Source organism: Blautia sp. MSK17_66, from assembly GCF_020538025.1.
GTDB lineage: Bacteria > Bacillota > Clostridia > Lachnospirales > Lachnospiraceae > Blautia_A.
Map to the genome: position 1 here is coordinate 55120 of NZ_JAJBNQ010000008.1, position 26187 is coordinate 81306.

Sequence of the window (26187 nt, forward strand, 5' to 3'; positions counted from 1 at the left end):
GATCTGATCTCATGTATAAAATTATGACCCCCGGGCCGACACAGGTTGCCGAAAATGTGCGCCTGGCCCGCAGCAAAGAATGCACCAATCCTGATCTTGATACAGATTTTGTAGAATTTTATAAGGAAACCTGTGAAGAGATCAGCCGTCTTCTTCACACAGAAAACGAAACCCTCATCCTTGGCGGAGAGGGGATTCTCGGACTGGAAGCCGCCTGTGCTTCCATGACCGAACCTGGTGACCGCGTCCTTGTACTGGATAATGGTATTTATGGCAGAGGATTTGCCGATTTTGTTTCCATGTACGGCGGCAAACCGGAACTCTATTCCAGAGATTACCGCGAGAGTCTCGATGTGCAGGAACTGGAAAACTTCCTTAAGGATCATCATAATTACAAATATGCAACGGTTGTGCATGGAGATACACCAAGCGGTATGCTCAATGATATTTCCGCTATCTGCCCATTGCTCAAAAAATATGGCATTATGACAGTGGTAGATTCTGTTTCTGCTTCCTTTGGAGAGCCAATGCGGATTTCTGACTGGAAGGTTGACATTATGTGCGGCGGTTCCCAGAAGGTCGTTTCTGCCCCTCCGGGACTTACCTTCGTAGTCATCAGTGATGATGCCAAAAAAGCTATGGCAGAACGTAAGACACCAATTGCTTCTTTCTATGCAAACCTGACTACTTTTGCACATTATTATGAAGAAAAATGGTTCCCGTACACCATGCCGATCAGTGACATCTACGGACTGCGTGCAGCAATTGACAATATTGCCGCCGACCCGGATATTCTGGATCGTCATGAAAAAATTGCCATGGCAGCACGCAAAGCAGTCACCGGTGCAGGTCTGAAGCTTTACCTCAAGAGTGGATTTTCCAGCACGGTAACTGTATTCGAGGTTCCAGCACAAACGACTGCCGATGCGATCCTGGATGGTGTCAAAAAGGACTATAACATCATGCTTGCCGGCTCTTTTGATGTTCTGGCGGGTAAGGTCATCCGCATCGGCCATATGGGAAACAATGCGACTTTCTATAATGTACGCGAAGTTTTTGCCGCTCTGGATGGAACTCTTGCCAAGCTCGGCGTTCCGCTCAAAGCAAGTATGGAAAAAATCTTCTGCGAGAACATGAGATAAATTATTTAAAGAAAAGAGAAAAATAGCCTAACCCAAAAAAGGATTTCAATTCTGAAAATCTGGAATTGAAATCCTTTTTCTATTATGATCAGATAAAATACTCGATAACTTCCTCCGGTACTGTCTTTGTCTTCTCATTGAAGATAAGGACTGCTTCCCTCTCTTCTACCGGTCCGAGAGAGTAAATTTCCTCGTTTTCCTGATTAAAGTATTTAAACGGAACCACCCGATTGTAACTTCTCGGGTGATTCCAGTCCATCAGGATATCCTTCTGTTCATACGGTTTATCCCAGTAATAGGGATCAAAGAGAAGAATATTTCCATTCTCCACTCCAGTCATCAAAACATAGTGCTCCTCCTCAAGATACAGACGCACAACAGCCGCCCCACCATGATTCAGTGCATGGTTGATGCGGCTTTCTTTATTTATGTAGACACTTCGCCCCGACAGATATTCACTGCTCACAGACATAATCCCCAGTTCACCGTATTCATTGAGCCAGTTACTCAGAAACATCATAGCTGCCCTGGAAGTTCCCCGCTTACCCGGGATACCCTCTTTGCTGTGGCAGTCCAGACAGTAGAGCATCATATTTCGAATCGCTTCCGGCGGGATTTCCTCCCGTTCAAAAAGATATGCCAGTGCATTCATCATAGATGTCGGTCCACAATCATATTCTGATAATTGGTAGTGTAATGGATTTTTCATCGCAAAATCTCTCTCTTCGGTAAAAATTACGGAAACTTCGTCAGAAGGCCTGTTCCCGTTTCTGTATTGCTGTTCGAATTTCTTCTTTGCTTTGTGCACTGAGAAGACCCTTGAGAATCTCTTCATCTCTGAGCACATTCAAAATCTGCAGCAGACGGTCAATCTGCTTTCCGGATCCTGCTACTGTGAACATGATTACAATCTTAACGGAAATCATACTCTTTTGCTCGCCCATTGCTCCAAACTCCACCGGATCCTTCAAAATCGAGATCGCAATGCCCTCTTTTTTGACATGATCTGCATCTGCATGCGGAATCGCTACTCCGATCCCGTCAATATCCAGTCCCGTCGGATAGTCCTTTTCTCTCTCCAGTACGGCTTCTGTAAAACCTTCTTCCCCATATCCTGCCTGAATCATGGCATCTCCCATGCTCTGCAGGACCTCTTTATAATCCACCGCCTGCAGATCATAAAAAATCAGATCATCTCTCAGTTCTTCCCATATCATGTTGAACCCCTCCTATATAGTTTCTGTTATTTTCATTTCCCATATTTTTCTATGTACGCAAGTATCTCTCCCGGATCATCCATAAACTCACAGAGCTTCAGATTGGATTCATCCATAAATTTCTCATCTGCTGTGTGCTGGAGCAGTGCCTTCATCCCATCATAATATCCGTTGATATTGTACAATACGATCGGGCGATCCAGTCTGTGCAGGCTTTTGAGTGTCAGAATCTCAAAAAATTCTTCATAAGTTCCGATCCCACCAGGTGTCACGATGGTTGCATCGGAGCGTTCTTCAAGAAGTTTCTTGCGTTCCCGCATGGTTTCTGTAAAAATAAATTCACTGCAGTTCTCATACAGGACACCCGGGTTGTCAAAGAAACGCGGTGCAATGCCGAGGATATATCCCTTTTCGGCATCGACACCTCTCGCTGCCGCGCCCATCATTCCGGTCGCTCCGCCACCAAAGACAAGACCATGGCCACGCTTTGCCATCATCCTTCCAAGTTCTTCTGTCCTGTCATAATAACTCTGCTCCAGCTGTGCACTGGATGCTCCATAAACACATATGTTCATAAAAATTCCGCCTTATTTTTCGACTTTCTGCTGCCGTATTATTACTTTATTCCAGTCCGGCAAAGAACAGTTCATAAAAATCATCTTCGCCTTCCAGCATCGGAGAGTTCTCGCCTCCTCCGTTTGTACTCCTTCTCATAGTAGCATAAAACTCTTCGCCTGCTGTAATCAGATCCATATCATAGACTTCATATCCCAGTTCTCTGCATTTCTGACAGAATGCACTGAGCGGCTGTGCAGCCTTACGTGTCTGGAGAAGTTCTGCCCGAAGCGCCGGATCACGGAGAGCTTTCTGTTTCAGTTCATCAAGCATTTCTGTAATTTCCATGTTGTCATCCTCCTGTATACTCATAGATTAGCTTATTCTGCCGGTTTCTGATAAAATCTTCCAGAAACCTGCTCTGTTCGGATCGCATTGATAAATGCCTGTGGGTCTGTCTCCCTGACAGCTTTGATGACTTTCTCGCTTTCTGCACTGGAAACAACCGAATAAACAACATAGCGCTCACAATGTTCGTAGGAACCCTCCCCTTCCAGTATCGTTGCTCCATGGTTTGACACTTCTGCTATCGCATTACTGATCTCCTGCGGATGATTCGTCACCACAAAAAGTGTCTTCTGCTGATACTTCTTGTACAGTACATGCAGAACCTGCGTTGATGCATACTGAAAAATAATAGAATACAGTGCTTTGTCCCAACCAAAGAGGATTCCCGCCGCCACAAGGATTACGGCGTTCAGACCCAGCACGATATTGAAGGAATCAACTCCCTTCTTATCCGACAGATAAATGGCAATAAAATCCGTTCCTCCTGTTGTTGCATTCATCATAAGACAGATGCTGATGACCAGTCCATTGATCATTCCTCCGAAAATACTGATCAGCAATGTATCATATGTGATCGTCCAGCCTGGAATGATATCGGTAAAGAAACCGGTAAGAAAAATCATCAAACAGGAATACAGGGTAAATTTCTTGCCAATAAAACGGAACCCGATATAAACCGGAACAGCATTCAGAATCACATTGACCAGCGTATAGGGAATTGCCACATGAAGAAACATCTCGGCAATACGCTGGATCAGGATCGTCAGGCCGGTTGCCCCGCCTGGATAAAGACCTCCTGTCCTGACAAAAGATTTGATATTGAGTGCCATCAAAAGTGAGGCCAGGAAGATCACCAGGATTCTTTTTCCATCTTCTTTCACACTAAACTTCATAGCTTGATTTCCTCCGCTGTGATTTATACAATCATCATACCAGACCAAAGCGAACAAGTCCACTTCAAAGTCCCTGAATCCCTCAATTAAAGAAAAAAAAATCCCTCCTGTGAACGAACTCTACAGAAGGGATCTTTTATCATATTATATTAGGTGTGAGTCCGAAACAGCTTATTTCTCTTCTTCTGCTGTTTCTTCCTCAGGTGCTACTGTTTCCGGTACAGCTCCGTTGTGGACTGCAACGACTGTCAGTACAACCGCTTCCGGATCATCCTTAATGTCAATGTCTTTATCCTTCGCAATGCTCAGGTCTTTGATACGGATGGTATCGCCGACTTTAAGTCCGGATACATCTACTTCTACTTTGTCAACCAGTGCGGACGGATAAGCTCTGTAGTTTACTTCTTCCATGTTTTCCTGAAGAACACCTTCCAGAACTTTGTCGTGATTTACGATCACGATCTCAGCTACGGAATGTACCTTCTCATTGCTTACCAGTGCCTGGAAATCAATCTCGTCAACTCTGCCTGCCAGTGGGTTAAAATCAACCTCCTTGATCAGTGCATCGTATGTCTGACCATCTATCTCCAGCATAACCTGGCTTCCTTTGTGGTCAGTCTTTAACAGTTTGTCAACCTCTGTCTTCAGCATTTTTACCGGAATGGATCCTTCGATCTCACGGCCGAATACATTACCTGTAACATATCCTTCTCTTCTCAGTCTTTTTGCTTTGACGTCCATGCTTCTTTTTTCAGCTTTTAAAGTATTCATTTGTCTTTTCCTCCAAAAATCTGATGCTTAGCAGCCTTCAACTTTGTTTTGTGAAAGGAGGTTTTGTTAAGTTCTGTCTTCTTTTTACGGTTAGAAGTATAGCACTGAGCTTCAAAACAGATTAACCAAATATTATTTTTTTTGTGCTTTAATTTTGTTGAAATTTGAAGCCGGTATCATGAACAGACCGAAGAAAAATCTCCTCCTGTCAATAATATTCATGATCTATCTGGATCACTGCAAAATATCTGCTTCCCGACAGTTTATGTATCTGCTCCTTCAGGGAATTCATGATCTCATTGTCTGTATAAGATGTCTTTCTTGGAACTTCTACATCAAAGATAAGATTTGTTCTGGTTGTTCCTTTGACCATACGAAAATCATGAATGCTGAATGTCTCATCCAGGTTATGGACAATTTTTTCCACCTTGTCCTTCATCGCCAGGACTTCCCTGTCATCTGTTACGATCGGATCCATATGGATGGTCGCGGAACAATGAAGCTTCTCCTGCAGTTCATGCTCAATGTGGTCAATCTGCTCGTGAATATCCTGGATATCTCCATCCACGGCAACCTCGGCATGAAGAGAGATCATGACCCGTCCCGGACCATAGTCGTGAACAATCAGGTCATGCACTCCATAAACCAGAGAATGTCCGAGTACAATCTCTTTGATCTCATCGATAAATTCCTGCTTCGGCGGCTGGCCCAGAAGAAGATCGATGGTTTCTTTCAGTGTGGAACCGCCTGTATAGACAATAAATAATCCAACCAGAATACCAAACCATCCATCCAGGATCAAGCCTGTGTATTTACTGATGAGTGTCGCCGCCAGAACCAGAGTTGTTGCCACGGTATCACTGAGGCTGTCTGCGGATGTCGCCTTCATCGCTGCACTTTCAAGCTTTTTACTCAGAGAACGGTTGTAATAAAACATGTACAGCTTTACCAGAATCGATGCGATCAGGATTACAAATACCACGGTACTGCTCTCGATCGGTTCCGGATCTCTCAGTTTCCCGATGGATGTCACGATCAGTTCAAATCCCATAACCAGGATTGCAACTGAAACCAGAAGTCCTGAAATATATTCCATTCGGCCATGTCCAAACGGATGCTCCGGATCGGGTGCCTGTCCGGAAAGCCGGAATCCGATCAGCGTAATGATCGAAGAGCCTGCATCTGACAGGTTATTGAAGGCATCTGCCGTGATCGCAATGGAACCGCTCAGCATACCTGCGATCCATTTGCCGAAAAACAGAAAAATATTTAAGCCGATTCCTACTGCTCCACTCAAAACCCCATATGCCTGCCGGACTTCCGGTGATTTATAGTTACGGCTGTCTCTGATAAAAAATGACGCCAGAAATTGAATCATACCTATCCCTCCTGAATAGTTTCATACATTGCTCCTGTAACAATTTTCCCTCGATAATACCACAATCTTATCCGAAAATCCAGAATAATTTGGAATCAATCTGGAAAAATTTTTACGAAGATGATATAGTTCTAGTAATGATATTTTTTTATCATAAGGAGAATAAGTCGAATGAAAAATCTTAAAAATATAGCAATGTTGATTGATGCAGACAACACCCAGCTGTCCAAGCTGGAGTCTGTGATCCAGGAAATTTCTGCCAATGGGCGCATCGTTGTAAAGCGTGCCTACGGCAACTGGCGTAAGGGTTCTCTTAAGAACTGGGAGAACGAGCTGAAGCGTCTGGCGATCAAAGCTGAACAGCAGTTTGATTATGTTGCCGGCAAGAATGCTACGGATATGGCACTCGTGATCGATACCCTGGATCTTCTTCACAGCGGAATCTACGATGCCTTCGTCATTGTCGCCAGTGACAGCGACTATACACCTCTGGCAATCAAGCTTCATGAATCCGGTGTTTATGTCATGGGTGTCGGTGAAAAGAAAACCCCGGAGCCTTTTCGAAATGCCTGCGATGAATTTGTATATCTTGAGAATCTGAGCAAGGATGCAGACACTCCGGAGCCGCAGCCTGCCCCTGTTTCTTCCAGGAAGTCGCGCAGCAGCAGACGCAGCCAGGAGAACGCCGAGGAACGTCGTAAGGCAAAGGAGCTAAAAGAAATCCACAAGCTTCTCCGTATTGCCTGGGACAAATACCAGGATGATGACCGCTATGTCAATGTCAGCTCTGCCGGTCAGTACATCAAGCGTGCAAAACCGGATTTTGATGCCCGCACCTATGGTTTTCTGAAGCTCCCGGATCTGATCGAAGCTTATCCAAATAAATATGCAATGAAGCGCTACCCCGGCAAGGGAACAGTAACGATCATTGCATATAAATGTATCTGATTATTTGTCACTGTTCACTTCGTTCGCAGTAACTTGTGTCTGTAAAACATAATATCTTCTGAAAATCGATAGCAGCGTCCATACGATGCAGATTCCGCCTGCAATGGACAATGCATACTGAAGTGTCAGACTGCCATAGTGTGACACTTCTTCTGTATTTCCCTGTACAGCCGCACTCATTGTATAGTACAGAGTACTTCCCGGAATCAGTGGGACAACAGATGGAATCAGAAACAGCGGGACCGGAGCTCTTTTTCTGGCCGCAAGGAGTTCCGCATAAACTGCCGCCAGTGCTGCTGCTGCCAGTCCGGAAGTAAATATCTGACCATCACTGAAATACATCACAAGAAGATATCCTCCCCAGCAGAAAACTCCTCCCAGAGATGCTGATATCCATAATGCTCTCCTTAAACGAAACAGCATGGCAAAGCCCAGAGAGCCGACAAATGCCATGACCAGCTGCAAGATCACATTCTTCATACTCTCACCATCCATATCGCTGCCATAAATCCACATGCAAGTGCTCCTGCCCACAGAATACTCTCAATCAGTCGCATCATTCCGGAGATCGTATCGCCCATCAGCATATCACGGATCGAGTTTGTCGCCGCAATTCCCGGGATCAGAAGCATGATATCACCTATCATGATCTTATCAAGATTCAGAAACGGAAAAAGCTTTACTGTCAGACAGATAACAATTCCCACAACAAAAGACCCAAACAGATTGAACATGATCGTATTTACAAAAAGCTTTGTCATTTTTTCCTGAATAAAGCAGATCAGAACTGCTACCAGTGCAGCTGCAATCCCGTCCGCAAACGTTCCGCCAAAAAATACTGCAAAACTGCCTCCAGCCAGAATACTGCCAATATAAAGTTCGCGTCGTCCCTTGGGCTCTGCGATCTCATGAAGTCTTCTCTGAAACTGATCCATCGGAATCGGATTCATGCAGCAGTTCCTGCTGAGGGCATTCAGCTGTTCCAGTGCAGTAAAGTCTGTACTGCCCGTATAATTTACCCTTTTGGTATGCGTAAGCAGTTCTCCGTTCATTTTTTCCATTGTTATCACGATACTGGATGTAATAACAAACACATTCATCCTGGCTGCGCCATAAGCACATCCAATCCTCTGCAGCGTATCTTCAACACGCTTGATCTCCGCTCCGGAGTCAAGGAGCATTTCTCCCATATCCAGAAGCAGGTGCAGAAGCCTGTTCTCATCATAATTTCCAGTTTTCATCTTTGTTTCCATCCCTGATTTCTATATATTCTGTAAAAAAATATCCACTGCAATACGTTAATTATCTAACATATGCAGTGGATTTGCAACCGGTTTTTAATTAAATCAAAGAGACTTGTTACATCTCAAAAACAGTTTTTTATCCGATCAGATCAGCAATGTCTTCTTCAACAGAACGGATTCCGCCGATCCCGAAATTATCTACCAGGATCTTTGCCACGTTCGGAGAAAGGAATGCTGGCAGAGTCGGTCCCAGGTGGATATTTCTCACTCCGAGGGAAAGCAGAGCCAGGAGTACGATCACTGCTTTCTGCTCATACCAGGCAATATTGTATACGATCGGAAGGTCGTTGATATCTTCCAGTTCAAATATTTCCTTTAGTTTCAGTGCGATCACAGCCAGTGAATAGGAATCATTACACTGTCCTGCGTCAAGTACTCTCGGAATGCCGTTGATATCTCCCAGATTCAGTTTATTATACTTGTATTTTGCACAGCCGGCAGTCAGGATCACCGTATCTTTCGGAAGTGCCTTTGCAAAATCTGTGTAGTAATTTCTGGTCTTTGCACGGCCATCACAGCCTGCCATTACAACAAACTTGCGGATGGCTCCAGTCTTAACCGCCTCTACGATCTGATCTGCCAGTGCAAGGACCTGTGCATGGGCGAAACCTCCGACAATCTCTCCACTTTCAATCTCCTGTGGCGGTGCACATTTCTTTGCATGCTCGATCACAGCAGAAAAGTCTTTCTCTTCCCCCTCTGCTCCCGGAATATGTTTGCATCCCGGATATCTGACTGCTCCGGTCGTATAGATCCGGTCTTTGTAGCTTTCCTTCGGCGGTACGATACAGTTTGTGGTCATCACGATCGGACCATGAAAGCTCTCAAACTCTTCTTTCTGTTTCCACCACGCATTCCCGTAATTTCCTGCAAAGTTCGGATATTTTTTGAATGCTGGATAGTAATGTGCCGGAAGCATCTCAGAATGTGTATAGACATCCACACCTGTTCCTTTCGTCTGTTCCAGAAGCATTTCCAGATCACGGAGATCGTGTCCGGAAATCAGGATTCCCGGATTGTTTCGAACCCCAATATTTACTTTTGTGATCTCCGGATTTCCATAAGTTTCTGTATTTGCCTTATCAAGAAGTGCCATCACCTGTACACCATATTTTCCGGTTTCCAGCGTCAGAGCTGTCAGTTCTTCCTCACTGAGAGTATCATTCAGTGTTGCGGCAAGTGCTCTCTGAAGAAAAGCATCCAGTTCTTCCTCATTATGAAGAAGTGCAAGTGCATGTTTCTCATAGGCAGCAAGACCTTTTAACCCATAAGTGATCAGTTCTCTTAAGCTTCGGATGTCCTCATTTTCGGTAGAAAGAATTCCAACCTTTGATGCTTTTTCTTCGAATTCCTTCTCTTTTCCATTCCAAACTGCTGCCTCCGGAAGCTGATCTTTGTCTTCCACTTCTGAAAGCAATCTTTCCTTTGCCTTCAATGTTTCTGTAATACGTTCTGTAATGGATTCTCTGTCAAAATTTACATTTGTAATGGTTGTAAAAAGATTCATCACCACCAGATGATCAATCTCATCCGGAATCTCTTTTCCTTCTTTTCGAAGTTCTGTTGTAACTGCAGAAAGCCCCTTTATATGTGGTCATAACCACGGATATAAAATATCGCAGAAAAAAAGACGGATTTTTATCATCTGTCGTTTCTTTTATTGTCTTACATTACAATCCATTTTTCAGAATAACAGTTTCGCAAAATCTCGAATACAACGTCTCCATACATTCCAGTCATGCCCGCCCTCATAAATGATTCTGATGCATGAAATATCTTTTTTACTTAAAAGTTCATCTTCCTCCAGAAACTTCTGGATAAAAATATCATTCTCTCCCATTGCACGAAAAAAGATCTTAAGATTATTTTTAAATGTTTCTTTACTGTCCAGAATTCTCAGATGTTTATCAGAGGCCTTTCCTCTCTGGACCATGTCCATAATTTTATCTCCCTGAATAAAATCACGAAGAAATCCACTGAATAATCCAATATAGGAAAAATATTCCGGATATTCAAATGCCGTGATACTCGTCTGAATAGACCCCATGGACAGACCTGCCATTGCCCGGCTGTCCTTGTTTTTAATTGTACGATATTTCTTTTCTATGTATGGAATCACATCTTTTATCAGATATTCAGGAAATATCGTATGATCTACTATTCGCTTTCCTTCTGCATTTTTCGTTTGAACCATTCCATTATTCATCACAATGATAAATGGCTTTGCTTCTTTCGCCTGAATCAGATTATCCATAATGAAATGGACTTTTCCTTCTTCGATCCATCCGGTTTCATTTTCTCCATGTCCATGCTGCAAATACAAAACCGGATATCTCTTTTCCGGACACTCCTCATATTCCACCGGTGTATAAACAAAACAGCGTTCCCATTCTCCGGTTATATCAGAATGAAAATATTCCTGTCTCACAGTTCCATGTGGTACATTTTTCAGATAATAGAACTCTTCTTCTGTTTCTATTGAAACATAATTATATGGCCTACTATATCCATAACATATCGGAAGGTAGGGGGTAAGTACATTCATTCCATCAATCTGCAATTGTACAAGAGTTATTCCATCCTTTCCCGGATATTTCAACTTCCATATTCCTTCTTCTTTAATAAACGGAAATTTTTGCTCGTAGATGATCAGACTGACATCTGAAGCATAATCTGCCTTAATCTGAATCCATACATTGCCTTCTGCATCTCTGATCTGTCCTTCTGGTTCATCAGCTGCCGATATAACCGGACAAAATGAAAGAGCCTGTGACGTTATCGCCTGATTCATGACGTTTTCCTCTCTTTGCAATTTATTTAATTATGATTTTCGAGTATTAACCTTGTTTTTGTGCCCGGCTCGATCTCTGCCAGAAAAGAAAAGACCGGATCCATCTGATCTTCCCAATACGCCATTTCATGATTTCCCTGACCCATTCTGTCAATAAAAGGTATCTCCAGTTCCTTAAGCTTTTCACGGAAATCTTTTACTCCCTTTCCAACCAGATCATCCTGCTCTCCACAGGCAATAAAAAGTTCCGGAATCTCTTCTTTTGGAACCTCTGAGTAAAATTTACAGAGATTTGTATCATTCTCATAATACTTTTCTTCGCTGCCAAATACATTTTCAAATAATTCCCGGTCAAACATCTCTTCATGTCCACAAATCAGATCATAACAATCTGCACTTGGAGATAATGCTGCTATTTTTGAAAAATACGAACGAAATCTGAGTCCATTTAATAATGCCCCATATCCACCCATTGAAATTCCACCTATAAATGTGTCTTCTCTTCTTGTTGAAAGGGGCAGAAGTTTCCTTGTCATATCCACCGTTTCTTTTATAAATGCAGAGTAATTAGAAAGCCTTCTGGAATGATCTATATAAAAAGAATTATCTCCATCTACCACTACTACTGCGATTCCTTTTAACTCACATTCCCGTCTGAATCCCAGATAGGTCATAAGCGTTGTTGCATCATTACTGAAACCAGGAAGAAAATATAAGGTTTTATACGGGGGCTCAAAATTTTTTCCACTCATTCCGTCTGTAGGCAGATAAGCTTTAACCGTTGTAAATTTAGTAATTGTTGATGACAAATATTGTAATTCTATGTATGCCATAATAAAATCCCTTCTATTAATACAATCCTCATCTTTTCTTTTTCATCCATGCAGACGGAGTACATCCATAAAATCGTTTAAAAGTTTCGATAAAAGATTTTATATTTGGAAACCCATTATTCAGTGCTATAACCGTAAGCTGCATTTCCGGATGTATTTTCATCATTTCCACACAATTCATAAGACGAAGATACTGTAAATGATCATGAAAATTAATTCCTATATGCTTTTTAAATAACCGTGATAAATGTGCAGATGTGTAATGAAATTGTTCTGCAACAGCAGCAAGTGTCAGATTTTCTGTATAATGTTTGTCAAGATAATTCGTGATTTCCTTAATTTTATTAATGCTGTCTTCTCTGTTACGCCTGTTTTCTGTTGGTTTCTTCACACAGGACATACGAAGAACTCCAAGTAACCGAAACAACAGTTCCATTGCCCGGATTCTTGACAGATCATTTTCAACAGTTCCATCCAGATTTTCTCCAAAACCAGCATAACCATTCTGTTCTTTCTTCTGCTTCAGTTTTCCAAATTGCAGCAGAACATTTATCATCTGCTGCATATCTTCCGCTTTCTCAGGTATACTCAAATAAAAATCTCCTCCAAGCCAGCGTTCCATAAAACTTTTGGAAATCTGAACAGTAATACCCTCAAAATGATCTGTCTCATCAATCCAGTGATCCGCATGAATTTCTCCACTGTTAACTATGAAAATATCTCCTTCCGTCTGATCATACTGTATTCCATCTACAATCCGACGGATTCTTCCACAGGTCACAAGATTAAATTCAATATTACGATGCCAGTGAGTAGGTGTAAAAATCTCTATTCCATCAAAGCAATGATTAAAAATACGAATAGGTATCCTGTTATAAATAAAATCTTCACTTTCGTATAATTCTGACATAAACACCTCCGGCAAAATATTGTTTTACCTCATTATAGCATACCTTCTGACAATCTCACACAACGCCACGCTTTTATTTCAGCAGCCATTCCACCGCTTCTGGCAAATATTTATTCCAGAACGACCAGTCATGAATTCCCTCTGCCTCGTGATACGTCACTTTTACTCCTTCTTTTTCCAGATATTTTTTCATCATACGATTTTCTTCGATCAAAAAGTCTTCTGTCCCTACTGCCTGATAAACCTCCGGCATATTTTTTTGTAAAACTGCTTTTTTTACACAATACATCGGATCTTTTTCAGAATCTTTTAAACAATCCAGATTTCCAAACGTACGTACATAATAATCATAATCTGCAATGCTGTCTGAATATCCGGCCTTCTGACCAGAAATCTTGTCAATGATAAACGCACCTGATAAGGTAAACAGCTTTCCAAATGTTTCATGATAAAGACTTCCCAGTCTCAATGCACCAAAACCACCCATGGAAAGTCCACCAATGTAAGTGTCCTCTCTCCGTTCAGAAAGAGGAAACATTCTTCTGGTAAAATCAACAATTTCTTTCCCTGTAAAATCACTGTAACGACCTGCAATGCTGTTCATATTTTCATAAAAACTATTTTCCCCGGAAGGAAGAACAATCGCAAGATTATACTTTTCGGATATTGCTCTCAAATTGCTATAATCCATCCAGTCATCCTGACTTCCGCCAAATCCATGAAGCAGATAAAGAGTCTTAAATTTTTCTGGTTTTTTTACGTCAGTTCTTCCATAAGTTTCTACAGGCACAATAACATTTAAATTAACTGTGCGAAATAAAGTCTCAGATGCAAATGCAATTCTAAAAACCGCCATAGTTCATTTCCTCTCTCTGTTTTCTATATAAAATTAATTTTCTGTTACCATAGCATCTCTTTTTTTATTAAGATCTGCACGAATCTGAGGGTAGATTTTGTCAAGCTTATAAAATCCATTTATTATAAATACGATAACAAACAAAATTACAGGAATCCAGACGTAACAGAATTCAATCGCGTTTACAGCTGATGCAGTCTGCACTTCTGCCGCTCCGTTATAACCACCTGCATTCAGAATGGCTGTAGTTATCATCTGAACAATAGAGTTCGCAATTTTTACTGCAAATCCGATAAATGCCATCAAAAATCCCTGAACTCTGATACCGCTCTTCCATTCTCCATAATCAATACTTTCTGCACACATAACATATATAATTCCGTTCACGAATGCAGTTCCCACAGACGCAATGACCGCACAGGCAATTACTGCAATATTATTAAATTTCAAGAAATAAATACCAATATTTCCTAATACACCAAATACAGATCCAACCCATACAATGTTTCTGTTTCCAATTTTTGCTGCAATAACAGGAATAATCAGTGTGATTGGAATTCCAATAATATTTGCAACAGAAAGCAAGCTGGAAGACATCCCGGCATTCTGTAAAACATTGGTGGAATAATAAACAGTTGTAGAAGATTTGACAACTACCTGGGCAATAATAAACAGCGTAGTAACAGTACATATGATCCAAGGGGTATTTTTCATGGATCTAATGGTATCAGCTGCTGATATTTTCTGCTGTGCGGCAGTTCCCATATTCATTCGTTCTCTTGTATTAAATCCATCTACCATAGTTAATGCTGCACCACAAATACCAAAGATCAGTATCGTTATATTGTATCCACGGTACTCAGAACCATGCCCCAGCACAGAAACAAGTGTCAACGCAAATGCACCTGTAATCAGCTGTCCAATATTTGTTCCAAGAGTTCCAAACATATTTGTTGCAAGTCGATCCTGTGTATCATCTGTAATTGCAGAGATCAATACATTTTGTGGGATCAGTACAGTTGTATATGCTAATGTATAGATAACATATGTAATCAAAGCATAAATATATTTTACTGTGGCACTTGCATCCGGAACATGAAGCACAAAGAAACAGGCTGCTGCCATAGGTATCGCTCCAAAAATAAGATACGGCCGGCATTTTCCCCAGCGGGTATTTGTATGATCTACAATGATTCCCATTACCGCATCTGACACAGCATCTGCAATTCCACCGATCAACATGATCGTTCCAACCTGAAGTACACTGATCTTAACAACATCTGTATAGAAATACATAATAAATGTAGTGATAAGTGTAGTACACAGACATATTCCCATATTTCCCGATCCATAACTGATTTTTTCCAGCAAAGACATCTTTTTGTTAATCTGATTCATATTTTTTCTCCTCGTATTTTTAATCATCCAACCCTGTAAGCATACTCAAATCCACACATTCCGCAAGGATTTTTCCACCCATTGTATTTGGATGTAATCCATCTCCAATATGAACTTCTTCTTTGAGATAAGCCGGAACTGTATCATTTTTTAATATATCATCAAAATCAAAATATCCATCATAAACACTTTGTGTTCTGATCCATTGATTCACATCTCTTCTTGTTTTTTCAAACGCCTGCATCCATTTCTCTGAATACTCTGTATTTCCACACGGCATAATAGTTGCACCATAAATTCTGCTTCCATGATCGTGTGCTTTTTTTGCAAGATAACTGAAGCCCTGCTCCAGATATTCAGCGGAAACAGATTCTTCTGCTTTTTCAAACTGAAGAGGATGCATAATATCATTAATGCCCATCAGGCAAAAAATACTGTCAACTTTGTCCCTCCCAAATACATCCTTCTCGAATCTTCTCACCCCTGCTTCTCCAAAAAGCCCTCCTTCTGCAGGAGCATCTGGTATCCATGTAGCATCATGAAGCAGTCTGTTCCCTCCGATTCCTGCATTAAGCAAGGTTACCTGCCCCGGATATTTTTTATACAGTCTTTTCTGAAGTGCATTTGTGAAAAACGCCATTGCTGTAATAGAATCCCCAAAAGCTGTTATTACTTTGACGTCATCTTCTGTCCAAACCTGAACAGCCGAAAAGCCAAAGAAAAACTGACCTTTTACCGATGAAGGATCTTCTTTTACAAATTTATAGATTTCCTCCATAGATGTACTTGAAAAAGCGTTTCCTCTCGTATCATCTCCTTCAATATTACATCTGACTTCTGATCCGCCTTCTGCCCAGTATCCACATAAATTCTGAATTTTCTGCTGCTGGTCAATATAAATATTTACTGCGATCCGATCTCCGGCTTTCACTGTAACTTCAACTTCATCACTGTAAACTTCTGCTCCTGCCGGAAGTACGATCTCTTTTGTTCCTCGAAGTGTTACTTCCCTTATTCTTTCCACTGCTCCTTCATTTTCAATCCCAATGGTTACCTTTTTTAAGTTCAATGTTTCTTTTGCGTATTTATTTGAAAATAAAATACGCACTTTATTTCCATTTAAATTATTATCAAACAGAACTCTCTGGGTTTTGTCTGACAATGTTGCCAGTGTCATTCCGTAATTAATCGGAAGATATTTAAAACTGCTTGTCCATTTCATTTGTTGTACTCCTTAACTTACAGACATCGGATAGTTGCTGTTTACTCCGATTTCTGTTCAAACAAACTCTTTTTTGTCTGATACTTCCACATATCACCAGTTGGAACATAAAAAACTGATACTTTATTTTCAGTTAATTCCATAAGCCAGTCTTTTGCATATCGGGCACCAAGTTCTTCCCAGTTAAAATGTCCTGGATTGATACATGCAAGATTTTTTCCCAGAGAAATTCCATCGCGGATATACGATAATACCGTCCACTCGATCACTTCCCCCGGAATAATACATTCAACCCCATCCTGCTCCATTTCACGAATAATCTCCGTCGCATAATCACTCCAGCTTCCGTCTTCGTTAAAATGCTGCGGAATAAACGCATCCGGATAAATATGTCCTGTAAATGCTATTTTTTTTAATTCTGCTTCTGGATTTCCTATAAAGCGAAGTCCTTGCATTCCAATTTTTTCTATCAATTCCTGATTGATCTCTCTAAGCTTTTTTGCCTTTGGAAAACATACTGTATAACCAAACGGAATCTTCTGCTCTTCTGTAAGATATTCCATCCAGCCCAGGTATTTCAGCACTCCTGTAAAAATGCTATCAGGTTTATGGGCATGCATATGATCATGATCCCGAACAAGCACAATCTTATTCTCTTTTAGTAATTTTAATTTTTCATCATAAATTCTGCATTTATAATCTGCCTTCCACTCAGGCCAGTCAGGGGTCAGATAGGATACCGGCTCATGAACATACAGAAGATTTGCTTTAAGTTCAACCGCCCTTCTAATCACATCAACTGTCGGAACCAATGCAGAAACAATTCCTGTGCATTCCTGTGAGCAATCACCAAACTTTACTTCATCACATCCATGGTAATCTTCTCCCAGATCAGGATGATATTCAGAAACCCGATCTAATATTTCCTGAATTGTCATTTGTTCTCCTTTTCCTTTTGTGATATTTTTCTTTTTTTATTATGATAGCAGTAAAAAAGAGCTTTTTCTTTTCCTTTTTTTTCTATATAATTGTCATTTTTTGATATTTTCATTTTCAGACAAACTAAGGGAGGGTATAACTCTTCCTGAGCTATACCCTCCCTGTTTTTATGCTGTCCATTTCCAGACAGTCGCTTTTATTGTTTCAACCCACAGTCGGTAATTTCACAGAGTCTGACTTATCAGCAGAATGCTGACTGTGGTTTGCCTCATGTCAGTGGGGGATACCGATTTCTCTCCGCCCTCCACTGCCGTTAATTTTTTTATTTGCAATTCATCTCACCACCTATAGAGGTGGGGAGAATCCTTGCCATTATTTGTTAAATAAGACTGCTTTTCAGTCAAAAAATTCAATTCCCATCAACGTCAGTCCATGAGCCGGTGCAGTCGGTCCGGATACAGATCTGTCGCAGGCATCCAGAATCTTCTTTACACGCTCCGGCGGATATTGTCCATTCCCTACCTGTATCAGCGTTCCTGCGATAATACGTACCATATTGTAGAGGAATCCCTCTCCTCTGACCTGTATCGTCACAATATCTCCATCTCGCCAGATATCGATTCCTGTCAGTGTACGGACCGTTGACTTCACCTGTGCTCCTGTTCCGCAGAAGCTGGCAAAATCATGCCGTCCGATCAGATAGGAGGTTGCCTCTCGCATTTTGTCTATATCCAGCTTATAGTGATAGAAATACGAATACAATCTCTCTGTCGGCACTGGAAACTTCCTGTTCAGGATGCGGTATTCGTAGGTTTTTTCACTGTCACAGTAGCGCGGATGAAAATCCGGCTCCACTTCCTCAGAAAGCTGAATACGGATGTCCTCCGGCAGACGCTGGTTCAGTGCGTAGGATATTTTTTCTCCGGGAATGCGTGTGTTCGTATCAAAAACGGCTACATTTCCCAGGGCATGCACACCGGCATCTGTACGGCTCGCACCCATGATCTCGATTTTTTCTCCGAGTAATTCTGTCAGTGTATCATTCAACACACCCTGGATGGTGACTCCATTCGGCTGGATCTGCCATCCGCTGTAATTGGTTCCATCATATGCAACCACAAGTCCGATTCTCTTCATTCCATCACCATCCCATCACGCGAAATCCAATCGCAACAGCAAGATATACAAATAGTACCACATAGGCTATATGATCCCTTCTGGTATAGTGCAGCGGCTTCATCTGTGTACGGTTATCACCACCATGATAGCATCTTGCCTCCATCGCCATTGCAAGATCATTGGCACGGCGAAATGCTGAGATAAACAGAGGCACAAGAAGCGGAACCATGTTTTTGACCTTCTGGATCAGATTTCCACTCTCAAAATCTGCACCCCTGGCAATCTGTGCTTTCATGATCTTATCCGTTTCCTCCAGAAGGATCGGTATAAATCTCAGGGCGATCGACATCATCATAGCAATCTCATGTACCGGAATGTGAATCTTATTTAATGGACGAAGACTTTTTTCCAGACCGTCTGTAAGCTGGTTCGGTGTCGTTGTCAGTGTCATAAGAGAAGAACCGATCACCAGATAAACCAGTCGGATTGCCATCCGGACTGCCATGGAAATTCCCTCTCTGGTGATCTTAAAGATTCCTATCTTCCAGAGTACCTCTCCCGGCGTCAGCAGAATATTGAACACCATTGTGATCATAAGGATCATAAAGATCGCCTTCAGTCCTTTGAAGATAAACTTCACAGGCACCTGGGAGATGATGATCATTCCCGCCAGAAACAGCGTTGCCACGGCATATCCTGCCACACTGTGAAACAAAAATACAGAAATAATGAATATCAGAGTTCCAAATAATTTCGTTCTCGGATCCATTCTGTGGATTGGAGACTTGGCCGGATAATACTGACCGATTGTGATATCTCTAATCATTCTTAACCCCTCCTTTCAGTAAAGGAGAGTTTATTTTCTTAAGTGCTTCCAGGATGTCCTGCTTTGCCTCTTCAACCGTGGTATCAGAAGGGTCTACATCGAGGCCTTGTTCCTTCAGTGCGTGCATGATATAGGTGATCTGCGGAGCTGCCAGTCCCATAGGTTCCATTTCTCTGAAATGAGCAAAAACCTTCTTCGGGGTGTCATCAAAGGCAATCTCTCCATGATTAACTACGATCAGACGCTGTGCATATTTGGCTACATCCTCCATGCTGTGAGATACCAGCACGATCGTGATTCCGCGTACTTTGTGAAGCTGAGCGATCTGATCAAGAATCTCATCCCTGCCCTTCGGATCAAGACCTGCTGTTGGCTCATCCAGGATCAGGATTTTCGGATTCATGGCAAGTACACCCGCAATGGCAACCCGTTTCTTCTGACCACCAGAAAGTTCAAACGGTGATTTGTCAAAATTTTCTTCTTTGAAGCCGACGTGATGAAGTGCTTTGCGTGCCTCTTCCTCTGCCTGCTCTCTTGTCATTCCCTGATTCATAGGTCCAAAGCACACATCAGAAAGAACATCACTCTCAAACAGCTGATGCTCCGGATACTGAAAGACCAGTCCTACTTCGCTTCGAAGCTTCCGGCGGTCATATTTTTCCGCCCATACATCCTCGCCGTTGTAGGATACAGTTCCTGATGTTGGCTGGATCAGTGCATTAAAATGCTGGATCAGTGTAGATTTGCCGCTTCCGGTATGTCCGATCACACCGATAAACTGACCATCCGGGATTTCCAGATTGATGTCTTTAAGTGCATGGATCTGATAAGAGGTTCCCGGGCTGTATGTGTATGTTACGTTTTTTAATTCTATTGACATAAGGCATTTACCAGTTCTTCCGTAGTAAGAATTCCATCCGGAAGCTCTACTCCGGACTGTTTGAGTTCATGTGCCAGCAGAGTGACCTGCGGTACATCAAGACGATATTTCTTAAGCGTTTCTACCTGAGAAAAGATTTCTCTCGGTGTTCCCTCCATGACTACATGTCCGTCATCCATGACAATAACATGATCTGCATCTATGACTTCCTCCATGTAGTGTGTGATCAGCACCACTGTAACGTTTTCCTGCTTATTCAGCTGGTGAACTGCGGCCAGAACTTCCTTACGTCCGTTCGGGTCCAGCATGGCGGTCGGCTCATCCAGTACAATGCATTTCGGCCGCATCGCCATAACTCCTGCGATGGCAACACGCTGTTTCTGTCCACCGGAGAGCTTATTCGGTGAATGATGTCTGTACGCTGTCATTCCTGTCTTTTCAAGGCTCTCATTGACCCGCTTCCATATGTCCATTGTGGGAACTCCCATATTCTCAGGGCCAAATCCGACATCCTCCTCCACAACGCTTCCAATGATCTGATTATCTGGATTCTGAAAAACCATTCCGGCCTTCTGGCGTACCTTCCACAGTTCCGGTTCCTCCAGAGTATTGATGCCATCGATCCAGATTGTTCCGTCCGACGGCAGAAGAAGTGCATTGATATGCTTTGCAAATGTAGATTTACCGGAACCATTATGTCCCAGGATCGCTACAAACTGGCCTTCCCTGATATCAACATCCACACCGTCTACTGCTCTCTGTGTTTCCTGAACATTGCCGTCTTCATCATATTTCAAGTAATCGAATGCAAGTTTTACTGCTTTGATGATTCCCATCTTTTTAATCCTTTCAGGCTTCTTCTGTCGGTGTCAGACCGGTCAGAGAATCCATCAGTTCCCATATCTCTTCTCTTCCCTGCTTTGTTTCCGCAGAATACGGAATGATCTTCGTACCTTTTGTCAGTTTAAGTTCTTCACGGATAACTTTGAGGCATTTCTGAACCTGGCTTCGTTTGATCTTGTCAAGCTTGGTCGCTATGATGATCGGTTCATAACCATTATGCAGGATCCAGTCATACATCTGACAGTCATTTGCAGATGGTTTATGTCGGATATCGATAAGGAGGAACACCGCCTTGAGATTTTTGGAACTGTGAAGATAACGCTCTATCATCTTTCCCCATTTTTCTTTTTCGGCAGGTGTGACCTTTGCATATCCATAACCCGGAAGATCCACCAGAAACATCTCATCATTTATCTTATAAAAGTTGATCGTCTGTGTCTTCCCCGGCTGAGCACTGGTGCGCGCCAGTGCTTTGCGGTTCATAAGACCATTGATCAGAGAAGATTTTCCTACATTTGATTTTCCTGCAAAAGCCACCTCCGGCATCCCTGTATCAGGAAGTGTACTGGTGACTCCGCAGACTATATCCAAAACTGCATTTTTTATAACCATAAATTCCTCTTTTGATAACTGTTCAGTCCCTTCATGGTGACGCTCTGCTGAAAAGCTATCTTTCTTATTTTGCCAGTGCTTCGTGAAGCACTTCCTTCATGTTATCTACATAGGAAATTTTCAGTCCATCCAGGATCTCAGCATCAATTTCCTGGATATCCGGTTTATTTTCCTTCGGTACAAGTACCTGTTTGATCCGGGCATATTTGGCTGCCAGAAGTTTCTCCTTAAGTCCTCCGATCGGAAGAACTCTGCCGCGGAGAGTAATTTCTCCTGTCATGGCTACATCTGCTCTTACTTTCCTGTCGATGATCGCAGAGAGCATAGCTGTCGCCATGGTGATACCCGCAGACGGGCCATCCTTTGGAACGGCTCCCTCAGGGATATGTACATGGATATCATTCTCCTGGAAGAACTCCTGCTTGATATCATACTGATCTGCCACAGAACGGATATAAGAAATACCTGCCATCGCAGACTCCTTCATGACATCTCCGAGCTGACCGGTCAGTACCAGTTCTCCCTTACCCGGCATCACATTTACTTCTATCTGGAGAGTATCTCCTCCAACCTGCGTCCAGGCAAGTCCTCTTGCGATACCAACTTCATCCTTTTTGTTTGCCATCAGATAGCTGTATCTGGACTTTCCAAGGAAGGTGTCGAGATTTTTTGTATTTACTACAACCTTATCCTGTCCGTTTTCCATGATCTCACGGGCAGCTTTGCGGCATATTCTGCCAATGGTCCTCTCAAGCCCTCTCACTCCCGCCTCTCTGGTGTAGAGAGTGATCATCTTACGGAGCGCTGCCGGCTGTATGGTCAGTTTTCCCTTCGGAATTCCATTTACTTCAAGCTGCTTTGGTATCAGGTGTTCTCTGGCAATGTGTTCTTTCTCATTTTCAGTATACCCGGAAACCTCGATCACTTCCATACGGTCCAGAAGAGGTCTCGGGATTCCTTCCATGTCATTTGCAGTGGCAATGAAAAGTACCTCTGAGAGATCCTGAGGAACTTCTACATAATGATCGTTAAAACGACTGTTCTGCTCCGGATCCAGCACCTCAAGAAGTGCAGCCGAAGTATCACCCTTATAATCGCTGCTGGTCTTGTCAATCTCATCCAGAAGCATCAGCGGATTGCTTACTCCCGCCTGCTGCAGTGCAACCGTGATACGTCCCGGCATTGCTCCCACATAAGTCTTACGATGTCCGCGGATCTCAGCCTCATCCCGTACACCGCCAAGGCAGATTCGTACATATTTCTTATGAAGGGCCTCTGCCACAGATTTCGCGATAGATGTTTTGCCGGTTCCCGGAGGACCTACAAGACAGAGGATCGGGCTCTTGCCGCCGGAAGTCAGTTTGCGAACAGCAAGGAATTCCATGATACGCTCCTTGACATCCTTAAGACCGTAATGTCCATCTTCCAGGATTTTCCATGCTTCCTCAAGATCCATGGAATCTTCGGATTTCTTATCCCATGGCAGATCCAGCAGAGTCTCAATATACGTGCTCAGCACACTGCTTTCTGCCGCACTGCTGTTCATGCTCTTAAACCTGTCGATTTCCTTGCTGATCTTGTCCCTGACTTCTTTGGAAGCCTGAAGCTCTCTGAGTTTATCCCGGTATTCTTCTGCCGTGTCAGCCGTATTATCCTCTCCAAGCTCCTCACGTATCAGCTTAAGCTGTTCTCTCAGAATATATTCTCTCTGATTCTTGTCCACCCGGGCTTTGAGTTTATGCTGCAGATCGTGTCCGATCTGCAGCACCTCGATCTCATTTGTCAGGATTGCCGCAAGAACTTCATACTGTTCTTCCAGAGTTAATGCCTCCAGAATCTTCTGCTGATTCTGATAGGACAGAGGTACATTCACGGAAATCTGGGAAACTAATTCTTCGAGATTCTGGATATTAAGGATTTTGGCTGCAAGATCTTTGCTGATTCTGCCGCTCTCCAGGCAATATCTCTGGAACAGTTCCCGGATGCTCCGATACATTGCCTCTCTGAGAGACCGGCCATATTGGGCACCATCCTCTTCCACTCCTACGGTTTCTGCCATAAGAAATGGATCCTCCTGTTCCAGTCCGACAAGCTCAGATCGCTCCAGACCTTCAACCAGAACGCGCAGCAGATCGTGTGGTAATTTTACCACCTGCTTGATATAGGCTACCGTACCCACCTTATATAAATCCTTGATCTCCGGTGTTTCTATTTCCGGATCCTTCTGTGTGACCAGAAAAATCTTCTCATCCTGAAGCATGGCAGCTTCAATTGCCTTCATAGAACGTTCTCTGCTTACATCGAAGTGAACAATCATATCTGGAAGGATCGTTGTTCCCCGAAGTGCCAGTGCAGGAAGAATGCTGATTGGCTGTTTCATGTGTCTTCAGTCCCTTCTTTATGCCGTTTCCGGTTTGCCTTTCTTTCTTGAACGGGAAGCTTTCTTTCCTGCCGCAGGTACGCTTTCTCCATGGATCACTTCCGGCTCTGCGGTTCCCTCCACTGCATCCTTTGTGAGGATACATTTCTGGATCGTCTTGTCAGAAGGTGTGCGGTACATCAGATCCATAAGAGATTTCTCCATGATAGATCTTAATCCTCTGGCTCCTGTTCTGCGCTCCAGTGATTTACGTGCAACTGCTTCCAGTGCTTCCTCCTGGAATTCCAGTTCTACTCCATCCAGCTCAAACAGCTTATGATACTGTCTGGTCAGCGCGTTCTTTGGCTCTTTGAGGATACGGATCAGTGCTTCCTCATCCAGTCCGTCAAGAGTCACAACGATCGGAACTCGTCCGATAAATTCCGGGATCAGACCGAATTTGACAAAATCCTCCGGCATAACATCTTTGATGATCTCGCCGATGTTTCGTTCTTTCCTGATCTCTATTTCTGCGCCAAAACCAATGGATTTGGTGTTCTGTCTTGCTTCGATTGCTTTCTCAATTCCGTCAAAAGCACCTCCGCAGATAAACAGGATATTGGTTGTATCAATCTGAAGGAATTCCTGATGCGGATGCTTACGTCCACCCTGCGGCGGTACATTCGCAACCGTTCCCTCAAGGATCTTGAGGAGTGCCTGCTGAACGCCCTCACCAGATACATCACGGGTGATCGACGCATTCTCAGACTTTCTGGTAATCTTGTCAATCTCATCAATATAAATAATTCCATACTGTGCACGTTCAATATCGTAATCTGCTGCCTGAATCAGCTTCAGAAGGATATTTTCTACGTCTTCACCGACATAACCAGCCTCTGTAAGAGTTGTTGCATCTGCGATCGCAAACGGAACATTCAAAAGACGGGCAAGTGTCTGTGCAAGCAGTGTCTTACCGGAGCCGGTCGGTCCAAGCATCAGAATATTACTCTTCTGCAGTTCCACATCCATGTTCCTGGATGCCGTGATCCTCTTGTAATGATTATAGACAGCTACAGAAAGAGCTTTCTTGGCCTCATCCTGTCCAATAACATAGTCATCCAGAATCTTATGGATCTCTTCCGGCTTCAGCAGATTGATGTCTGTATCATAGATATCCTCCTGCTCATAATCTCCCAGTTCCTCTTCCATAATCTCTGAACAGATACCTATACACTCGTCACAAATAAATACCCCTTCCGGGCCTGCGATCAGCTTGCGAACCTGATCCTCAGATTTGTGACAAAAAGAGCATCTGACTTTTCCATCTCTTATTTTTTCTGCCATAGATAATTCTCGTTTCCTTTCAGTTTGATATGGCACAAAAGGAACCCCCTGAAAAGAGGTTCCTTTTGTCTGCTTTATTTATGCTCGACAACACCATCGATCAGTCCGTATGCCTTTGCTTCTTCAGCAGTCATATAATTGTCGCGGTCTGTGTCTTTTTCCACTACTTCATAAGGCTGTCCTGTGTTTTCTGCCAGAATCTCATTCAGAGTCCGCTTTGTCTGTGCAATATGATCTGCAACAATCTGAATCTCTGTTGCCTGACCCTGTGCACCGCCGGACGGCTGATGGATCATAATGGTAGAATGCGGCAGGGCAAATCTCTTGCCTTTGGTTCCTCCTGCCAGAAGGAATGCACCCATGCTGGCTGCCATTCCGAGACAAATGGTAGATACATCACATTTGATATACTTCATTGTATCGTAGATTGCCATACCAGCTGTTACAGATCCTCCCGGACTGTTGATATATAACTGAATGTCTTTACCAGGATCTTCTGCTTCCAGAAACAGAAGCTGTGCCACGATAATGCTGGCACTTACGTCATTTACTTCCTCCCCGAGAAAGATAATACGGTCTTTCAGAAGACGGGAATAAATGTCATAACTTCTTTCGCCTCTGCTTGTCTGCTCAATGACATAAGGTACTAAACTCATATAAATATGCCTCCATTCGTCGCCTGACTGTGGATCATAATCG

26 protein-coding genes and 1 pseudogene are annotated in these 26187 nt (G+C 42.9%); 2 read left to right on the forward strand and 25 right to left on the reverse strand.

The genetic code is table 11. The annotated features are described in order from the left end of the window. The first annotated feature begins 11 nt into the window (after window positions 1–11). Window positions 12–1142, forward strand: coding sequence for a pyridoxal-phosphate-dependent aminotransferase family protein (locus LIR34_RS05720; protein ID WP_173902236.1), 1131 nt, complete (start codon window positions 12–14; stop codon window positions 1140–1142). Window positions 1143–1230: 88 nt separating this feature from the next. On the opposite strand, the gene LIR34_RS05725 is transcribed toward LIR34_RS05720, so the two are convergent. The 7 genes from LIR34_RS05725 to LIR34_RS05755 form a co-directional block, all read right to left on the reverse strand. After that, a complete protein-coding gene (locus LIR34_RS05725; RefSeq protein WP_173902237.1) occupies window positions 1231–1851 on the reverse strand; it encodes a C39 family peptidase in 621 nt (206 codons plus the stop codon). A 40-nt stretch (window positions 1852–1891) separates the two neighbouring features. Then, a complete protein-coding gene (locus LIR34_RS05730) occupies window positions 1892–2359 on the reverse strand; it encodes a PTS sugar transporter subunit IIA (RefSeq protein ID WP_161283866.1) in 468 nt (155 codons plus the stop codon). 32 nt (window positions 2360–2391) lie between these two features. Then, the gene (locus LIR34_RS05735) at window positions 2392–2934 is read right to left on the reverse strand and encodes a TIGR00730 family Rossman fold protein (protein WP_161283865.1); all 543 of its coding nucleotides are present in this window, start codon (window positions 2932–2934) and stop codon (window positions 2392–2394) included. A 46-nt stretch (window positions 2935–2980) separates the two neighbouring features. Further along, window positions 2981–3262 carry a hypothetical protein gene (locus LIR34_RS05740; RefSeq protein WP_161283864.1) on the reverse strand — a complete coding sequence of 94 codons (282 nt, stop codon included), beginning with the start codon at window positions 3260–3262 and terminating at the stop codon, window positions 2981–2983. 32 nt (window positions 3263–3294) lie between these two features. After that, window positions 3295–4155 carry a YitT family protein gene (locus LIR34_RS05745; RefSeq protein ID WP_161283863.1) on the reverse strand — a complete coding sequence of 287 codons (861 nt, stop codon included), beginning with the start codon at window positions 4153–4155 and terminating at the stop codon, window positions 3295–3297. A gap of 171 nt (window positions 4156–4326) precedes the next feature. Next, a complete protein-coding gene (locus LIR34_RS05750; protein WP_161283862.1) occupies window positions 4327–4926 on the reverse strand; it encodes a 50S ribosomal protein L25 in 600 nt (199 codons plus the stop codon). A gap of 208 nt (window positions 4927–5134) precedes the next feature. Continuing rightward, the gene (locus LIR34_RS05755; protein ID WP_173902238.1) at window positions 5135–6304 is read right to left on the reverse strand and encodes a cation diffusion facilitator family transporter; all 1170 of its coding nucleotides are present in this window, start codon (window positions 6302–6304) and stop codon (window positions 5135–5137) included. Window positions 6305–6475: 171 nt separating this feature from the next. On the opposite strand from LIR34_RS05755, the gene LIR34_RS05760 reads away from it, so the two are divergent. Beyond that, window positions 6476–7252, forward strand: coding sequence for an NYN domain-containing protein (locus LIR34_RS05760; protein WP_173902239.1), 777 nt, complete (start codon window positions 6476–6478; stop codon window positions 7250–7252). On the opposite strand, the gene LIR34_RS05765 is transcribed toward LIR34_RS05760, so the two are convergent. The 18 genes and pseudogenes from LIR34_RS05765 to clpP form a co-directional block, all read right to left on the reverse strand. Further along, the gene (locus tag LIR34_RS05765) at window positions 7253–7768 is read right to left on the reverse strand and encodes a threonine/serine exporter family protein (RefSeq protein WP_173902240.1); all 516 of its coding nucleotides are present in this window, start codon (window positions 7766–7768) and stop codon (window positions 7253–7255) included. Continuing rightward, window positions 7729–8493 (reverse strand): threonine/serine exporter family protein, encoded by a 765-nt coding sequence (locus LIR34_RS05770; RefSeq protein WP_161283858.1) that lies wholly within the window; start codon window positions 8491–8493, stop codon window positions 7729–7731. Before LIR34_RS05770 ends, LIR34_RS05765 begins: the two co-directional genes overlap by 40 nt. 139 nt (window positions 8494–8632) lie before the next feature. Continuing rightward, a pseudogene (gene hcp, locus LIR34_RS05775) lies at window positions 8633–10141 on the reverse strand (hydroxylamine reductase); the annotation flags it as partial. 99 nt (window positions 10142–10240) lie between these two features. Beyond that, on the reverse strand, window positions 10241–11347 hold the full coding sequence (locus LIR34_RS05780) for an alpha/beta hydrolase-fold protein (protein WP_173902241.1): 1107 nt from the start codon (window positions 11345–11347) through the stop codon (window positions 10241–10243). Between the two features lie 26 nt (window positions 11348–11373). Beyond that, the gene (locus tag LIR34_RS05785) at window positions 11374–12180 is read right to left on the reverse strand and encodes an alpha/beta hydrolase (protein ID WP_173902242.1); all 807 of its coding nucleotides are present in this window, start codon (window positions 12178–12180) and stop codon (window positions 11374–11376) included. A 28-nt stretch (window positions 12181–12208) separates the two neighbouring features. After that, complete coding sequence (locus tag LIR34_RS05790) at window positions 12209–13090, reverse strand: AraC family transcriptional regulator (RefSeq protein WP_173902243.1); 882 nt, start codon at window positions 13088–13090, stop codon at window positions 12209–12211. A 73-nt stretch (window positions 13091–13163) separates the two neighbouring features. After that, window positions 13164–13946, reverse strand: coding sequence for an alpha/beta hydrolase (locus tag LIR34_RS05795; RefSeq protein ID WP_173902244.1), 783 nt, complete (start codon window positions 13944–13946; stop codon window positions 13164–13166). A gap of 33 nt (window positions 13947–13979) precedes the next feature. Continuing rightward, entirely contained in the window at window positions 13980–15344 is a 1365-nt protein-coding gene (locus LIR34_RS05800) for an MFS transporter (protein WP_161283853.1), read from the reverse strand. Window positions 15345–15363: 19 nt separating this feature from the next. Further along, window positions 15364–16566: a GDSL-type esterase/lipase family protein gene (locus tag LIR34_RS05805; protein WP_161283852.1), complete on the reverse strand. Its 1203-nt coding sequence runs from the start codon at window positions 16564–16566 to the stop codon at window positions 15364–15366. A 41-nt stretch (window positions 16567–16607) separates the two neighbouring features. Further along, window positions 16608–17504: a Nif3-like dinuclear metal center hexameric protein gene (locus LIR34_RS05810; RefSeq protein WP_161283851.1), complete on the reverse strand. Its 897-nt coding sequence runs from the start codon at window positions 17502–17504 to the stop codon at window positions 16608–16610. Window positions 17505–17901: 397 nt separating this feature from the next. Beyond that, window positions 17902–18642, reverse strand: coding sequence for a tRNA pseudouridine(38-40) synthase TruA (gene truA / locus LIR34_RS05815; RefSeq protein ID WP_161283850.1), 741 nt, complete (start codon window positions 18640–18642; stop codon window positions 17902–17904). A gap of 4 nt (window positions 18643–18646) precedes the next feature. Continuing rightward, a complete protein-coding gene (locus LIR34_RS05820; protein WP_161283849.1) occupies window positions 18647–19450 on the reverse strand; it encodes an energy-coupling factor transporter transmembrane component T family protein in 804 nt (267 codons plus the stop codon). Further along, the gene (locus LIR34_RS05825; protein WP_173902245.1) at window positions 19443–20330 is read right to left on the reverse strand and encodes an energy-coupling factor transporter ATPase; all 888 of its coding nucleotides are present in this window, start codon (window positions 20328–20330) and stop codon (window positions 19443–19445) included. The genes LIR34_RS05820 and LIR34_RS05825 overlap by 8 nt, the downstream gene beginning before the upstream one ends. After that, window positions 20321–21166: an energy-coupling factor transporter ATPase gene (locus LIR34_RS05830; protein WP_173902246.1), complete on the reverse strand. Its 846-nt coding sequence runs from the start codon at window positions 21164–21166 to the stop codon at window positions 20321–20323. The genes LIR34_RS05825 and LIR34_RS05830 overlap by 10 nt, the downstream gene beginning before the upstream one ends. A 13-nt stretch (window positions 21167–21179) precedes the next feature. Next, the gene (yihA, locus tag LIR34_RS05835) at window positions 21180–21785 is read right to left on the reverse strand and encodes a ribosome biogenesis GTP-binding protein YihA/YsxC (RefSeq protein WP_161283846.1); all 606 of its coding nucleotides are present in this window, start codon (window positions 21783–21785) and stop codon (window positions 21180–21182) included. Window positions 21786–21849: 64 nt separating this feature from the next. Continuing rightward, entirely contained in the window at window positions 21850–24165 is a 2316-nt protein-coding gene (gene lon, locus LIR34_RS05840) for an endopeptidase La (protein WP_173902247.1), read from the reverse strand. Between the two features lie 18 nt (window positions 24166–24183). Next, the gene (gene clpX / locus LIR34_RS05845; protein ID WP_161283844.1) at window positions 24184–25488 is read right to left on the reverse strand and encodes an ATP-dependent Clp protease ATP-binding subunit ClpX; all 1305 of its coding nucleotides are present in this window, start codon (window positions 25486–25488) and stop codon (window positions 24184–24186) included. Between the two features lie 74 nt (window positions 25489–25562). Then, window positions 25563–26144 carry an ATP-dependent Clp endopeptidase proteolytic subunit ClpP gene (gene clpP / locus LIR34_RS05850; protein WP_022214226.1) on the reverse strand — a complete coding sequence of 194 codons (582 nt, stop codon included), beginning with the start codon at window positions 26142–26144 and terminating at the stop codon, window positions 25563–25565. Between the last annotated feature and the right edge of the window lie 43 nt (window positions 26145–26187).

Bases quoted from the DNA above. Each gene is read 5' to 3' on its own strand.
- LIR34_RS05720 (WP_173902236.1), top strand. From the start codon at position 12: ATGTATAAAATTATGACCCCCGGGCCGACACAGGTTGCCGAAAATGTG.
- LIR34_RS05725 (WP_173902237.1), bottom strand. From the start codon at position 1,851: ATGAAAAATCCATTACACTACCAATTATCAGAATATGATTGTGGACCG.
- LIR34_RS05730 (WP_161283866.1), bottom strand. From the start codon at position 2,359: ATGATATGGGAAGAACTGAGAGATGATCTGATTTTTTATGATCTGCAG.
- LIR34_RS05735 (WP_161283865.1), bottom strand. From the start codon at position 2,934: ATGAACATATGTGTTTATGGAGCATCCAGTGCACAGCTGGAGCAGAGT.
- LIR34_RS05740 (WP_161283864.1), bottom strand. From the start codon at position 3,262: ATGGAAATTACAGAAATGCTTGATGAACTGAAACAGAAAGCTCTCCGT.
- LIR34_RS05745 (WP_161283863.1), bottom strand. From the start codon at position 4,155: ATGAAGTTTAGTGTGAAAGAAGATGGAAAAAGAATCCTGGTGATCTTC.
- LIR34_RS05750 (WP_161283862.1), bottom strand. From the start codon at position 4,926: ATGAATACTTTAAAAGCTGAAAAAAGAAGCATGGACGTCAAAGCAAAA.
- LIR34_RS05755 (WP_173902238.1), bottom strand. From the start codon at position 6,304: ATGATTCAATTTCTGGCGTCATTTTTTATCAGAGACAGCCGTAACTAT.
- LIR34_RS05760 (WP_173902239.1), top strand. From the start codon at position 6,476: ATGAAAAATCTTAAAAATATAGCAATGTTGATTGATGCAGACAACACC.
- LIR34_RS05765 (WP_173902240.1), bottom strand. From the start codon at position 7,768: ATGTGGATTTATGGCAGCGATATGGATGGTGAGAGTATGAAGAATGTG.
- LIR34_RS05770 (WP_161283858.1), bottom strand. From the start codon at position 8,493: ATGAAAACTGGAAATTATGATGAGAACAGGCTTCTGCACCTGCTTCTG.
- LIR34_RS05780 (WP_173902241.1), bottom strand. From the start codon at position 11,347: ATGAATCAGGCGATAACGTCACAGGCTCTTTCATTTTGTCCGGTTATA.
- LIR34_RS05785 (WP_173902242.1), bottom strand. From the start codon at position 12,180: ATGGCATACATAGAATTACAATATTTGTCATCAACAATTACTAAATTT.
- LIR34_RS05790 (WP_173902243.1), bottom strand. From the start codon at position 13,090: ATGTCAGAATTATACGAAAGTGAAGATTTTATTTATAACAGGATACCT.
- LIR34_RS05795 (WP_173902244.1), bottom strand. From the start codon at position 13,946: ATGGCGGTTTTTAGAATTGCATTTGCATCTGAGACTTTATTTCGCACA.
- LIR34_RS05800 (WP_161283853.1), bottom strand. From the start codon at position 15,344: ATGAATCAGATTAACAAAAAGATGTCTTTGCTGGAAAAAATCAGTTAT.
- LIR34_RS05805 (WP_161283852.1), bottom strand. From the start codon at position 16,566: ATGAAATGGACAAGCAGTTTTAAATATCTTCCGATTAATTACGGAATG.
- LIR34_RS05810 (WP_161283851.1), bottom strand. From the start codon at position 17,504: ATGACAATTCAGGAAATATTAGATCGGGTTTCTGAATATCATCCTGAT.
- truA (WP_161283850.1), bottom strand. From the start codon at position 18,642: ATGAAGAGAATCGGACTTGTGGTTGCATATGATGGAACCAATTACAGC.
- LIR34_RS05820 (WP_161283849.1), bottom strand. From the start codon at position 19,450: ATGATTAGAGATATCACAATCGGTCAGTATTATCCGGCCAAGTCTCCA.
- LIR34_RS05825 (WP_173902245.1), bottom strand. From the start codon at position 20,330: ATGTCAATAGAATTAAAAAACGTAACATACACATACAGCCCGGGAACC.
- LIR34_RS05830 (WP_173902246.1), bottom strand. From the start codon at position 21,166: ATGGGAATCATCAAAGCAGTAAAACTTGCATTCGATTACTTGAAATAT.
- yihA (WP_161283846.1), bottom strand. From the start codon at position 21,785: ATGGTTATAAAAAATGCAGTTTTGGATATAGTCTGCGGAGTCACCAGT.
- lon (WP_173902247.1), bottom strand. From the start codon at position 24,165: ATGAAACAGCCAATCAGCATTCTTCCTGCACTGGCACTTCGGGGAACA.
- clpX (WP_161283844.1), bottom strand. From the start codon at position 25,488: ATGGCAGAAAAAATAAGAGATGGAAAAGTCAGATGCTCTTTTTGTCAC.
- clpP (WP_022214226.1), bottom strand. From the start codon at position 26,144: ATGAGTTTAGTACCTTATGTCATTGAGCAGACAAGCAGAGGCGAAAGA.